This window comes from Mucilaginibacter phyllosphaerae (assembly GCF_004378255.1).
GTDB classification, from domain to species: domain Bacteria; phylum Bacteroidota; class Bacteroidia; order Sphingobacteriales; family Sphingobacteriaceae; genus Mucilaginibacter; species Mucilaginibacter phyllosphaerae.
Genome location: NZ_SNQG01000001.1, coordinates 473,532 through 488,507, shown reverse-complemented (window position 1 = coordinate 488,507; position 14,976 = coordinate 473,532). Strand labels below are relative to the sequence as shown.

At 46.6% G+C, this 14,976-nt stretch carries 7 protein-coding genes and 1 riboswitch; all 7 genes read left to right on the top strand.

Annotated features, from left to right (window positions below; genetic code table 11):
- Positions 1–68: 68 nt before the first annotated feature.
- The 7 genes from E2R65_RS01865 to E2R65_RS01835 all read left to right on the top strand — a co-directional run bounded on the left by E2R65_RS01865 (position 69) and on the right by E2R65_RS01835 (position 14,971).
- Positions 69–3,239, top strand: coding sequence for a SusC/RagA family TonB-linked outer membrane protein (locus tag E2R65_RS01865; RefSeq protein ID WP_134334774.1), 3,171 nt, complete (start codon positions 69–71; stop codon positions 3,237–3,239).
- Positions 3,240–3,266: 27 nt separating this feature from the next.
- A complete protein-coding gene (locus tag E2R65_RS01860; protein ID WP_134334773.1) occupies positions 3,267–4,883 on the top strand; it encodes a RagB/SusD family nutrient uptake outer membrane protein in 1,617 nt (538 codons plus the stop codon).
- 70 nt (positions 4,884–4,953) lie between these two features.
- Positions 4,954–6,786 (top strand): family 16 glycoside hydrolase, encoded by a 1,833-nt coding sequence (locus E2R65_RS01855; protein ID WP_134334772.1) that lies wholly within the window; start codon positions 4,954–4,956, stop codon positions 6,784–6,786.
- Between the two features lie 33 nt (positions 6,787–6,819).
- The gene (locus tag E2R65_RS01850) at positions 6,820–8,733 is read left to right on the top strand and encodes a c-type cytochrome (protein ID WP_134334771.1); all 1,914 of its coding nucleotides are present in this window, start codon (positions 6,820–6,822) and stop codon (positions 8,731–8,733) included.
- A gap of 142 nt (positions 8,734–8,875) precedes the next feature.
- Positions 8,876–8,990: riboswitch (SAM riboswitch) on the top strand.
- Between the two features lie 98 nt (positions 8,991–9,088).
- Positions 9,089–10,225 carry a cysteine desulfurase family protein gene (locus E2R65_RS01845; RefSeq protein ID WP_134334770.1) on the top strand — a complete coding sequence of 379 codons (1,137 nt, stop codon included), beginning with the start codon at positions 9,089–9,091 and terminating at the stop codon, positions 10,223–10,225.
- A 185-nt stretch (positions 10,226–10,410) separates the two neighbouring features.
- Positions 10,411–13,374: a chemotaxis protein CheB gene (locus tag E2R65_RS01840; RefSeq protein WP_134334769.1), complete on the top strand. Its 2,964-nt coding sequence runs from the start codon at positions 10,411–10,413 to the stop codon at positions 13,372–13,374.
- A complete protein-coding gene (locus E2R65_RS01835) occupies positions 13,364–14,971 on the top strand; it encodes a PAS domain-containing sensor histidine kinase (protein ID WP_134334768.1) in 1,608 nt (535 codons plus the stop codon). The genes E2R65_RS01840 and E2R65_RS01835 overlap by 11 nt, the downstream gene beginning before the upstream one ends.
- The last annotated feature ends 5 nt before the right edge of the window (positions 14,972–14,976 follow it).

Here is a 14,976-nt window from a genome sequence, read left to right as displayed (position 1 = left end):
AATAAATCAGCAGATCCTGAATGCATAAGCCTGATTGACTCAAAAACCAATTAAACTAAATATAAAGTATGATGAGAAAACTACAAATTAAACATTTTGTGGTGCTGATTGGGTTGAGCTTATCCCTTTTGATAAGCTTGTCCGGTTATGCCCAAACAAGGCAGATCATGGGGACGGTTACCTCTGCAGAAGGGGTTGTGCCGGGCGCTACTGTTGCCGTAAAAGGTACCACCATTGGTGTGATGACCGATGTAAAGGGTGCTTTTAAATTAGCAGTACCGCAAAACGCTACCCTTGTTGTAAGTATAATAGGCTACAACAGCCAGGAGGTTGAAGTAGGCGCCGGCAGTGTTTACAACATTAAGCTAACCGCCAACGTAAGTAATTTAAACGAAGTTGTAGTAGTAGGTTACGGTACCTCCAAACGTAAAGATCTTACGGGCGCCGTAAGTTCTGTAACTGCAGACCAGGTTGCTAAAGTACCTGTTACCGCGTTAGATCAGGCCTTGCAGGGCCGTTCATCGGGCGTGCAGGTTACTAATAATGACGGTGCCCCCGGCAGCGGCGTTACCGTATTGATACGTGGCGTTGGTAGCTTAAGCAATAACGACCCTTTGTATGTGGTGGATGGTTACCCTATAACCGGCGGCCTTAACAATATCAACCCAAATGATATTGCATCGATGGATATCTTAAAAGATGCTTCTGCCACGGCAATATATGGTGTGCGTGCAGCAAATGGTGTGGTTATCATTACCACCAAAAAAGGCAGAAAAGATGGCGTAGAGGTATCGCTTGATGCCTATGCATCTGTGCAAACCGAGCCTAAAAAATACAAGGTATTAAATGCCGAGCAATGGGCCACGCTTGCAAACCAAACCCCCGGATTTGACAGGTTGCCCGAGTGGGCAAACCCATCGTCCCTGCAAAACGTAAACTGGCAGGACGAGGTGTACCGCACCGGTTTAAGGCAAAATTATAACCTGGCTATCCGCGGCGGAAGCGAAAAAGTACAGTCGGCATTTTCTGCAGGCTATTTTGATCAGAAAGGCGTTGTACTGGGTTCTTATTTCAAAAGGATCAACCTGGGGATGAATATAGATTACAACCCCACCAAATGGCTTAGGTCATCATCAAGCGCCAAATATTCAAGGCAAAACAGCAACAACCCTTTTGGTACAGGTGCACTGGCTACCTTAAGCGAACTGATACCAACCATTGGCGGTAATAAGCTTACCAATAAAGCCAAGGATGAAAATGGCAATTATGGTTTTTATGATCCGGTAAATACTTATACCAGAAGCTGGGGCAATCCGCTTTATACCATAGAAACACAGGACGCTAAAAATTTATCAAACTACTTTTTAGGCACCACATCTTTAGAAGCAACCTTGCTTGCCGGCTTAAAGATCAAAACAAACCTGGGTATCAACGCCAGCGACTATTCGGGCTATTTCTTTACACCATCTGATACCCGCTCATTAGATCAGTACGGCGTGGCAAGCCCCAATATTTTAAATACCTATTCGCAAAGCGCCAATAATACGTACGAATGGCTTTGGGAAAACACCCTGTCGTATTCAAAAACCTTTGGCGATCACGCCATAGATTTTGTTGGCGGTGTTTCGCAGCAAAGCACAACATTTCGTAATATAGGTGGCAACGGTAATGATTTACCAAGCGATGTGATCAGAGATCTAAGTGCGGTTAAAAACCTGGTTGCCTATGGCGGGCAGGTAATCACAACGCTTGCATCGCAATTTGGCCGGTTAAACTATAAATTTAAGGATAAGTATCTGTTAACCGCTACCGTAAGGCGCGATGGCTCGTCTAAATTTTATGAAGGCAAGCAATATGGGGTGTTCCCTTCGGGTTCAATTGCCTGGCGGGCCAAGCAGGAGCCGTTTTTAAAGGATGTTAGCTTCCTTTCCGATCTGAAATTCCGTGCAGGCTACGGCGAGGTTGGTAACCAGGCGGGTATCCCTGCGTTTCAATACCTTGCCAGGTACAGTTCTGGCGGCCCGGCTACTTCAGGTACAAATGTGGGTTACCCGTTTGGTGGGGTGTATCAGGGTGGTTTAGCCTATCTTAACCTGGATAACCGGGGCCTAACCTGGGAAACCTCAAGGCAAACAGATATTGGTTTAGACGCGGCATTTTTAAATGGCGATTTAACCCTAACGCTTGATTATTACAGGAAAGATTCAAAAGACTTTTTATTAGAGGTTCCAACAGCTTCACAATCAGGTGTGCAAAGGTCTGCTCAGAATGCAGGTAGCATCAGAAACCAGGGTATAGAAATAGCGCTAAACTACAGGCATACTTCAAACGGCTTTACTTATGGCTTGGGTTTAAACTTAACCACAGTTAATAATAAGCTTTTAAGCATTACAAAAAACACCAATTTTATAAGCAACCTGGCTAATTTAACTACCCCGGCAAATGGCTGGCAGGAGTTTAGCCGTACAAACATAGGCCAGCCGGTTGGCGAATTTTACGGCTACCAAAGTGTAGGGATATTCCAAACACAAGCCGAGATAAACGCATTGGATGCTAAAGCACCGGATGGGCATTACCAGGGTAATGCCGCCCAGCCAACACAGCCCGGCGACCGTAAGTTTAAGGATATAACCGGCGACGGGCAGATAACTGCCGATGACCGCACAAGCTTAGGCAGCCCTATCCCTAAATTCTACGGCGGTATTAACCTCGATCTGGCTTACAAGGCATTTGATTTTAATGCTTTCTTTTACGGCAGCTACGGTAATAAAATATTTAATTATCAGGCGCGTAACTTAGAGAGTTTCCAGGCACCGGGCTTTGTAGGGATACAAAATGTAAGTGTAGATTATTATCAAAACCACTGGTCGCCAACAAACCCGTCTAACCGCTATGCAAGGGTTAACTATAATGATGATGTAAGCGCTAATAACGTGGCATCAAGCATCTATGTAGAAAACGGCAGCTACCTGCGTTTGCGTAACGTTACATTGGGTTATACGCTGCCATCCGTTATGGCAAAAAAACTTACTTTAAGCAGGGTAAGGCTTTATCTGTCTGCACAAAACCTGTTCACGATTACCAAATACACCGGGCTTGATCCGGAAATTGGCCAGCCTACAGGTACAGATCCTAACAACAGCAGTGTTCAAAGAAGCGGCCCTACGGCATCAGGTGTTGATGTTGGTACTTATCCGTCATCAAGATTTTACACAGTGGGTTTAAATGTGACATTTTAGATGATATTACAGTAACAGAAACGAATAATGAAAAAGAAAATATATTTATACATACTAACAGTAGGACTGATAGTATTGATTCCTTTCAGTTGCAAAAAGGGTTTCCTGGATCAAACAGATTCATCTAACCCTACTGCACAGGCCTTATTTAATAAACCGGCCGATGGTATTGCCATCGTAAATGCCATATATGATACCTATCAAAATGCCGATCTGTTAAAAAAATCGCTTTGGTATTATGCCAACTTTCAATCGCATGATTTTTTTAATTGGGGTAACGACAGGTTTTACAACACCTATGCCATCCCAACCACTTTTGGCGGTATCCAGGTGTTTTGGCAGCGCGCTTATATTGGTATAGCACGTGCAAACTCTGCTATCGAGATCTTGAAAACTATGCGCGAAAAGGGCGTGTTAGACGAGGCCTTGGCCAACCGCCTTACAGGCGAAGTGTACTTTTTACGCGGAATGACCTACTACTATCTGGGCGCCAGCTTTGGTGGCGTACCGTTAGAATTATCAAACGGCGCTAATGACGGTTTAAAGCCGAGAAACACACAGGACGAAGTTTTTGCCCAGGTAGAATCTGACCTTAAAACTGCGGTAAACTTATTACCGTGGAAAGAGGAGTACGAAGCAAAAGAGGTTGGCCGTGCTTCAAAAGGAGCGGCGCTGGGCTATTTAGGTGCTGCACAAATGTGGCAGAAAAAGTATGCCGATGCATTAGCAAGCTTTAACCAGCTTAACGGTAAATACAGCTTGTTGCCAAAATTTATTGATATACACGAGTATAACAACGAGAATAACGCCGAATCTGTTTTCGAGGTTCAGTTTATTGTGGCCGGTACCCAAAGCTGGGGTGCAGGTAACGAAGTAGCCTGGATAGGATCTTTCGGCATGCCCGAAGAAGTATCTAACTTTGGATATGATTATGGCAATAAAGGCCTGTATGATGGTTTCCAGTCAGGCGATCTTCGCAAGGTGGCAACCATTATCGGCCCCGGCGATATCAATCCAAGTCCTGCCATTATTGATAGGGGGGGCATCCAGTCGTACCCGCTGGTAATTGCAGGTTTTGCCAGCACAGATGCTGCTGTTAAGGCTAAATACACCGGTACCGACGGTAAGATCATTAATACCTGCGGCACGGTAGCGCGCCCCTGGGTAGGATCTGACAACACGATACCCAGAAGCGGCTATTACTGCGAAAAAATGTGGCGCGACCCAACGCTTAACGGTAACTCGGGTAACTCTACCATTTTTGGTGCGCAAAACCAGATCCTGCTGCGTTATGGCGAAATTTTGTTGAGCAAGGCAGAATGCCAGGCCAGAACAGGCGATGTTGCAGGTGCTTTAGCTACCTTAAAAACGGTTAGAGACCGTGGTTTTGGCGGCAGCGCACCGGCGGTGTACATGAGCGAAGGCAAAGTGATAACAGACCCTTTGCAAATGATCTATCATGAATACAGGCACGAACTTAGCGGCGAGTATTCTACTTTTTACGATCTGCGCCGGGCAGGTGTTGCCACAGCATTTATTAAGGATGTTTACAATATTGATATCCCTACCGGGCATGAATTGTACCCTATCCCTCAGTACGAAAGAGGGCTGAATCCAAATTTAACACAAAACCCTGGTTACTAAATATTATCAGGTATATTTACCAAAAGCCCTCTCCGTAACGGAGGGGCTTTTTTCTGTATAACTAATAGCGATGAATAATACTTTTTATAACAAGCTTTATCTTGCCCTATCCCTTGCAGGTGTATTAAGCCTAAATGATTTGCAAGCGCAGGCTCTCAAAAGCCAAATTGCTTTAAATGATCTGTCGGCTTTTGCAGCGCCACCCAAAAACTGGGAAGTTACGGGTAACCCGCAAGCCGATCTGGATAAGGTGAACAGCCTTACCGCAGTTAAGGGCAGCGGTATCCTGCTTAACCGTTTCGATGAAAAAAATCCCGGCCGCGATCTGTTCTTTAACCTGCAGCATGGGGATATTGATATAGAGATGGATTATATGATGGCAAAGGGGGCTAACTCGGGCATTTATCTGCAGGGCCGTTACGAGGTGCAGCTGCTGGATAGCTGGGGCACCGTAAACCCCAGGGCAAGCGATAACGGCGGCATTTACGAACGCTGGGACGAAACCAGGCCCGAAGGGCAAAAAGGTTATGAAGGCAAGGCGCCCCGCCAAAATGTAAGCCGGGCCCCGGGCTTATGGCAGCACATCAAAATATCTTTTCAGGCGCCCCGGTTTGATGATAAAGGCCTTAAAACGGCCAATGCCAAAATACTTTACCTATGGCTGAATGGTATCCTGATACAGGAAAATGCAGAGCTATCCGGCCCTACGCGCGGTGCTTATGATAGTAAAGAAAGCGCACTTGGCCCGCTCCGTTTACAGGGCGACCACGGTGCCGTGGCTTTTAAAAACATCTTTTATACCAGTTTTGATAAGCCGCACCCAACCGTATCACAACTAAAATATACGGTTTACAAAGGCAATTTTTCATCCGAACCTGATTATGCAAAGTTAAAACCAGTTGCACAGGGCACGCCGCCAATATTAACATCAAACGAGGTTAAGCTTGATAATGAGTTTGCACTGCGGTACACCGGGATGATCAATATTGGCCAGCCGGGTGAATACACTTTTAAATTAAGCGTTCCGGGTGGTAAGGGTGCGCTAAAGGTAAACGGCTTAACGGCGGTTAATACCCAGGGCTTTGCAGGCACAGGTACGGTTACATTACCTGCCGGCAACCTGCCGTTCGAGATCTTTTATACCAAAAATGTCGACTGGGCCAAAACAGCCTTAGGGTTAACCGTTACCGGGCCCGGTGTGCGCGAATATTTACTGACCGATGCCAACGTAAGCTCAAACGACGCGGTTGACCCCATTCTGATCAATGCATCAGAAAATACCATTCTGCGCAGCTTTACTGATCTGCCGGGCGGTATCCGCGTTACGCATGGTGTTGGGGTTGGCAGCCCCGAGCAGCTGCATTACACCTATGATCTGGATCAAGGGATGATCGTACAGTTATGGCGCGGCGGTTTTCTGGATGCTACCCCGATGTGGCATGACAGGGGCGACGGCTCCTCGCGGCCGGCCGGGTCTGTACAGTACTTTGGCAAACCGGCGCCTGCCCTGTATAAACTGCCGGATAATAACGCCGCCTGGCCTGCAGATACCACCGGCACAGGTTACAAGCCTAAAGGCTATGTACTGGATAGCGAGGGGCGCCCGGCGTTTAAGTATTTGTTGTATGGTGCACCGGTAAATGATGCAAGCACCGTGCTGCCGGGCGGTAAAGGCCTGCAGCGCCAGGTAACCCTGCAAACGCCCGTTACCGGGTTGTTTTTACGCTTGGCACAGGGCAATACCATCCAAATGCTGAAAGCCGGGTTATACCTGGTAGATGATCAATATTACATCAGCATGGATGATAGCGTTGAAGCCAAACCGATGATACGCAGTATTGGCGGCATGCAGGAGCTGATTGTTCCCGTTAAACAAAAATTAACCTATTCTATTATTTTTTAAGATGCGGTTATGGATATTTTAGATACACAGATAATGAAAAGGACCTTGCTTTTTGTAAGCGTTATATTTTTAATAATAGGTGCAGGCCACCAGGTGTTTGCCCAGGCCGAATCGCCTAAGGAAGACGATTTTTTTAAGATAATGAAGGTGCCCGCGCCCGAAGGTACCATTCTGGAAGTAGGGGGCTTGTGTACACTTCCTAACGGTACGCTTGCTGTTACTACCCGCCGTGGCGATATTTTTATGGTAGAGAACCCTACCAGCCAGCGGCCATTCTTCCGCAAGTTTGCATCGGGGCTGCACGAAGTATTGGGCGCTGCCTACAAGGATGGTGCTTTATACGTGGTGCAGCGCGGCGAACTGACCAAACTGGTTGATACCAATATGGATGGCAAAGCCGATGTTTTTGAAACCGTATATGCCTGGCCTTTATCAGGTAATTACCACGAGTACAGCTTTGGGCCCAAAATAGCGCCCGACGGTTCGTTTTTTGTAACGCTTAATCTAGGTTTCCCGCCGGATTGGTGGCACCCAAAAAGCTTTGTGCCTTACCGCGGCTGGGCGCTTAACATTACCGACAAAGGCGTAGTAACCCCCTGGGCGGCCGGTTTCCGTTCGCCCTGCGGCATCAGTATGATAGATGGCGAGCTTTGGTACAGTGATAACCAGGGCGACTGGGTAGGCTCTGGCAGTATTATGCCTGTTAAAAAAGGCGGTTTTATGGGCCACCCGGCCAGCTTGGTTTGGACTAACCTGCCCAACTCCCCGTTAAAGCTTACACCCGAAAAGTTTTTTGCCACCAACAACCCGCGTATAGAGTTTGATAAGGACGGGCAGCCGTTTAAACCGCAAAACATAGTTAACGAAAAGTACCGTACAGAAGTGGATGCTAAAAAAGAGATCCCCGAATTGCAGCTGCCTGCCGTTTGGCTGCCGCATGGTATCCTGGGTATCTCTAACTCCGAGATCGTGAAGATACCGGAAGGTGTTTTTGGGCCCTTTGCCGGGCAGCTGCTGGTTTGCGACCAGGGGCAAAGCATGGTCGACCGTATTTTTCTGGAAAAGATCAACGGCGAGTACCAGGGCGCCGCATGGGCGTTCAGAAGCGGTTTTCAATCCGGTATTGTGCGTTTGGCCTGGCTGCCGGATGGCTCGCTGGCGGCAGGCGAAACCAACCGGGGCTGGGGTTCGGCAGGCGAGGCTACCATGGGCCTGCAGCGTTTGATCTGGAATAACCATATCCCTTTTGAGATGCGGGCTATACGGGCTATGCCGGATGGCTTCGAGATCGAGTTTACCAAACCGGTTGATAAAAAGGTAGCCGAAGATCTGGCATCTTACTCGGTAGAAAGCTTTACGTATAAGTACCACGGCGTTTACGGCAGCCCGCCGGTAGGCAGCCTTAAGTGTAATGTTACCGGGGTAAAGGTATCTGATGATGGCTTAAAGGCACGTATAGTTGTGAGCAACCTGCGCAAACACTTTATTCATACCATAACGCTCGACGGTGTGCGCGACCAGGAAAACTATTTTAACCTGGTGCACCCAACAGCCTATTACACCTTAAATAATATCCCCGAAGGGAAAAAGCTGGCTTTAAAGGACCTGAGCATCAAAAATTCAAAAACAGCCGTTAAAGCCTTAAAGCCCGCTGCAGCTGCAAAGGCGGCTAATGCGCTGCTAACCAAAGTGCCAACTTATGACGATGTTAAGCCCTTACTGCTAAAAAACACTTGTTCGGCCTGCCACAATCCTAATATTAAACAGGTTGGCCCGGCGTTTAAGGATATTGCCAAACGCAAATACAGCATCAACGAAATTATGCAACTGATAAAAAATCCTAAGCCCGAGCATTGGCCGGATTACGCTACCCCCATGCCGCCTATGCCGCAGGTACCCGTGCAGGATGCCCGCAAAATAGCTACTTGGATCAGGTCGTTAAAATAAATAAAACCGGGCACCAGCAGGTGTGAATGTTGGTGCCCGGCAATGCCTTTATGATCGGAAAGAACACAGATCAAATAAAAAATATAAAATCTATGGGATTAATAGATTTTATGATATATTTGCATCAAATAGTTCTTTTAATAACTTATCCAGAAAGACAGAGGGAAAGGCCCTACGACGTCTTAGCAACCTGTACCGGCTTTTAGCTTGTAAAAGGTGCTAATTCCTGCTCCAGATTAAATGGAGAAAGATAAGATGATTATAAAACAGAAAGCTGAAACAGCTTTGCTCTTATGTCTTCTTTTTTTTGAGATAAGTTACTAAAACAACCTGTAACATTAAAAATTAAGACATCATGAGGATTTACCTGGACAACGCCGCCACCACCCAATTAGACAACGAAGTTTTTAAAGCCATTACCCCTTACCTGCTTGATTTTTATGGCAACCCGTCATCTCATCACCAGCATGGCCGCGAGGTTAAAAACGCTGTAGAGGGCGCGCGTGCTACCATTGCCGGTTTGCTGCATGCATCGCCAAACGAAATTGTTTTTACCAGCGGCGGTACCGAGGCAGATAACATGGCCATCCTGTCTGCCGTTTACGCTCATCACATTAAGCATGTTATCACCACACCGTTTGAGCATCATGCCGTATTGCATACGCTAAAGGCATTACAAAACAATGGCGAAATAAAGCTGAGTTTTATAAATACCGATAGCCGTGGCAACCTGGATACCGGCCATCTGGAGGAATTGCTGCGGCAAAACGGCCCCTCGTTAGTATCGGTGATGCATGCCAATAACGAGATAGGTAATCTTAACAATATTGAGCTGATTGGGGATCTCTGTAAAAGCAGGGGCGCACTTTTCCATTCAGATACGGTACAAACCATGGGCCACTACAGGCACGATCTGGCAAAACTAAATGTAGATTTTATAGCAGCATCGGCACATAAGTTTCACGGGCCAAAAGGTGTTGGCTTTATATACTGCCGGGATGGTGTGCAATTAACGCCCTTACTGCACGGCGGCTCGCAAGAGCGCAAGCTGCGCGCCGGTACCGAAAACATCCACGGCATTATTGGCCTGGCCAGGGCGCTGGAAGTTGCTTATCAGGATCTGGATGCGCACCGGGCACACATCCAAAACTTAAAAAACAGGATGATCGCCAAACTACAGCAGCAAATAGCCGATGTGCGTTTCAACGGTAATTCGGCCATTGCCGGTAAAAGCCTTTATACGGTATTAAATGTAAGCCTGCCTTTTAGCTATGCATCAGGCAACCTGCTTAATTATCTGGATCAGCATCACATTTCGGTATCCGGTGGCAGCGCCTGCTCAACAGGTTCGGCATCGCATGTTTTAGAGGCCATCGGGGCAGATACCTCCCGTAACAATATCCGCTTTTCGTTCAGTAAATTCAACACGGCCCACGAGATAGATTACGTGGTAGAAAAATTATCGGTATTGTATAAGGCTATGGCGGCGTAACATGTTGATACTGTTTTTTTAACAGGTTTAAACTGTTTGTGTTACAAAATGTTTTTTGGCCGCAAATGTGTGTATTTATAGGGTGATAAACAATAAACGAGCCTTTGGTTAACATTAACCGGAGGCTTTTTTGCGTTTGGGCGGAAAGTATTTTCTACATTTATATTTCTTTGCAAACAAAAATCATGTCAGAAAGACCGTCAAAACCTAAAAAGGAATTAAAAAATATAAATAAAAAAAACGAGATAAGTACATCAAGGGAGAGTAAGATAAAGGGTTTTCCTATTGTGGGCATCGGCGGGTCGGCGGGTTCATTTCCATCGTTCGAGAAGTTTTTTAACCATTTGCCCGCAGATAGCGGGATGGCCTTTATCATCATCCTTCACCTGGATCCGCATCATAAGGGGCAGGTAGCCGAGCTGTTTCAAAATTACACGCCTATGCCGGTTATGGAAGCACAGGATGGCATGCCGGTTGAGCCGGACCATGTGTACATCATCCCGCCAAATAAGGATATGGGCATCCATAACCGCAAGCTTCTGCTGCTTACCCCGGCAAAGCCGAATGGTTACCGGCAGCCTATAGATTACTTTTTACAAAGCCTGGCAGACGACCAGTGGAACAAGGCAGTGGGCGTTATCCTTTCGGGGATGGGATCTGACGGGGAAACCGGTATCAGGATGATCAAAGAAAAGCTGGGTATGGCTATGGCGCAGGATCCGGATAGCGCGCAGTATAACAGCATGCCCATGGCTGCTATTAGTACCAACCTGGTTGATTATGTACTATCGCCCGAAGAAATGCCCCTAAAGCTTATCCAGTATCTTAACCACCCGGTACTTGCCGAAGAAGCATCTGAGCAGGTGCGTATAGCCATACAAAATACCAATTCCATACAAAAGATACTGATGCTGCTGCGCTCGCAAACCGGGCATGATTTTTCACTTTATAAAAAAAGCACCATCACCCGCCGTATAGACCGGCGCATTGCTTATCATCAGGTACCCGATTATGCCGCCTATGTAAATTTTTTAAGGGAGAACCCGCTGGAGATAGAGGTGCTTTTTAATGAATTGCTTATCGGCGTAACCAAATTTTTTAGGGATGCCCCCGCTTTTGAATCATTAAAGCCAAAGCTTTGCGCGTTGATGGTTAATAAGGCAGGTAACGAGCCATTCCGGGTGTGGATAGCGGGCTGTTCTACCGGCGAGGAAGCCTATTCTGTCGCTATGCTGCTGATAGAGTGCCTGGAAGATATGGATAAAGGCGAGTGGCCCAAACTGCAGCTGTTTGCTACCGACCTGGATGCCGAGGCCATAGAGCATGCCCGTAACGGTGTTTATTTTGATAATATCGTAGCAGATGTATCCGCCGCCCGTATAGATAAGTTTTTTATTAAAAAGGATAACACCTTTCAGGTTAAAAAGGAGTTGCGCGAGATGATTGTTTTTGCCCAGCATAACCTGATCAAGGATGCGCCCTTTACACGGCTGGACCTGCTTTGCTGCCGTAACGTGATGATATACCTGACCACCGAGCTGCAAAAAAAGATCATCCCTATTTTTCATTACTCCCTTAATGCCGGCGGTATTATGTTTATGGGGCCTGCAGAAACGATTGGCGGTTTTACAGAAATGTTTATATCTGTTGACCCTAAGTGGAAGATCTACGAGCGCAAGGAGGGGAGTGCGCAGGTGGGCAGGATGATAGATTTTCCTTTTCATGTAGCCAAGCAATACCCTTTAAACACCATGAAGATAGATGATATGGAAAAACAGATCAGCAAGCGATCGGTAGCGGATACGTTTAACCGCATACTGCTGGAAAACTTTACGCCCTCATCCGTATTGGTGAACGAAAAAGGGGATATCCTTTACAGCAATGGCAAAACCGGCAAGTTTTTAGAGCTGCCAAACGGCGAAGCGGTGATGAATATTTATAAAATGGCGCGCGAGGAGCTGCGGTATGTTGTAGGTAATATCATCCATCAGGCGCGGCTCCAAAAGGGCGAGGTTGCCATCAGCGATATTAAACTGAAGGATGCGGATGCCATAAGGTTAGTTGATCTGAAGGCCATATTGTTAGAAGAAACCGGGCTGCAGGGCCTGGTGCTTGTTATTTTTGAAGATAAGGGGTACTTTAAAAAAGCAGGCGGCAAGCTAAAAGCCGGGGATGATAAAACGAATGTGGCTGTTGAAGAACTGGAGAAGGAACTGGTTTACACCAAGCAGCAGCTCAACAGCACTATCGAACAGATGGAAACATCACTGGAAGAATTAAAATCTACCAACGAGGAATTGCAAAGCACCAACGAGGAACTGCAAAGCACCAACGAAGAATCGTTAACGACCAAAGAAGAGATGCAATCGCTTAACGAGGAGTTGATGACCATAAACATGCAGTACCAGTCTAAAGCCGAAGAACTCACCCGGATCAACAACGATATGAAAAACCTGCTCGATTCTACCGAGATAGGCACCATATTTTTAGATAATAAGCTTGATATTTTGCGCTATACCCCGCAGGTGCGCAAACTTTTTAACCTGATACCTACGGATGTTGGGCGCCCTATTAACCATGTGGTTTCTAATTTTGATAACTCGGGCATCGAGAATGAGATACGTAAGGTGATAGATACCCTGGCCAATAAGGAGATAGAGGTAAAAACCAAAACCGATGAATGGTACAAGGTAAGGATAATGCCCTACCGTACGCTTGATAACTTTATTTCGGGCGCGGTGCTTACGTTTACACTCATAACCGGGTACAAGCAACTGGAGTACAAGATAGAAGGTTTACAGCAGAAGTTTGATAGCATCTCGCGGCTTTATCCGGATGCCCTGGCGCATATTGATGCAAATAATAATATTTTATGGGCTAATGAAACGTTTCGCGAAATTTTAAAAATTGAAGAGGATTTGCAGGGTAAGCCCTTTATACCTTACCTGGAGCAATTCATTAAAACAGAACCCGTTTTAAAACTGTTAAATAAAGCAAAGAGCGGGGCAGGTGTTAAAAGTGCCGACTTTGTTTTGGCGGGCAGCAGCCCCGGCCATTGTACAATAAGCGCTATACCTTTAAAAAATGATGAAGCCGGCAGCGTATTACTGGTTACACTCGCTATGAAAACGAAAGGCCTTGAAAAATAATACGGATAATATAAACGATGCCCTGGGAGACGACCTGAGGAGCAAGGCCGAAAAAATGCTTGCCGATATCGGCCAGCGTAAGAAAGTGTTTGGCGACCAGGATATGCAGGCTCTTTTTCAGGAATTGCAGGTGTACCAGATAGAGCTGGAAATGCAAAATGATGAGCTGAAGGTTGCCAATGAGGAACTGGAACTGCAGCAGCTTAAGTTTGCAAGCATTTATAACCTTGCACCCATCGGGTACTTTATATTAAACAGCTACGGCATCATCGAAGAGGTAAATAACGCGGGCGCATATTTGATAGAAGGCGGCAAGGCTGGCTTACTGGGCAAGCGGATGATCCAGTTTATAGCCCCGGAGTTTACAGATGTTTTTTACCGTTTTTTTAAGGATATGCAGGCCACGCATGCCAAACAAAGCTGCCAGCTTAAGATAACATCACAGGCCGGGGCCGAATTATACACCCAGGTAGAGGGTACCGCCATTAACTCGTTTAGCGGCGCACCGCCCAAATACTACATAGCCATTGTGGATATTACCGAACGTATAGCAGCCGAGAAAAACTTGGCCGAAACCAAAGAAAGGCTCGAACTCTCTCTGGAAGCTTCTTCTGCAGGCACCTGGGAGCTGGACCTGGATAGTATGAAATTTTATCTGGATGAGTTTAACTATGATATCTGCGCCATCCCCAAAGGTGGGTTTGACGGCAGCTACCGTACCTTTCTCAACCTGATCCATCCTGATGACCGCGAAATGGTTGACGAGCATTTCCGTAAGTCTATCAATTCCGAAAAAGAAATAGATTTTGTTTGCCGTTTGATCAATTCTGACGGCCAGCTGCACTATGCCAGTATCAGGGGCCACGTAATAGGCGAGCCGGGGCAAACCAGGCGGCTGGTTGGTATTATGATAGATATCACCGAAAAAAAGCGGATAGAAGAAGAAACGGTGCTTTTAAAGCAGGATCAGCAAAGGGCCATAACCCTGGCCACATTAAATGCAGAAGAGAACGAACGCAGGCGCATCAGCGATGCCCTGCATGATAGCGTTAGCCAGTTATTGTATGGCATCAAGATGAAGCTTAGTGCGCTTGACCTGGGCCACGGCAAGGCGCATCTGGATATCAACACGCTGATAGACCAGGCGATAGAAGAAACCCGTAACATATCTTTTGAGCTGGCGCCATCCATCCTGCTTGATTTTGGCCTGCCCGCCACCCTTGATGAACTGGTTAAAAGGTTATCATCGCCGGGGATGCGCATCCAGGCAAAGGTTACAGGCTTTAACGCCCGCGAAAACATGCTGCTGGAAACCACCATGTACCGCGTAATACAGGAGTTGATCAACAATTGCATGAAACATGCCGGTGCAAGCCTGGTAAGGATAACCGTAAAAGGCGGTAAACGCATAGAAATATGCGTGCAGGATAACGGCAATGGCTTTAATTATACCCAGCAGGAACAATCTGCAAGCGGCTCTGGGCTGCGCAGCATCAAAAACCGCATCAGTTTATACAATGGCGAATTATCGGTTGATTCGGCGCCGGGCAAAGGCACCCTGGTTAAAATAGTGCTCAATCATAAACAAGAAATATAAAAATA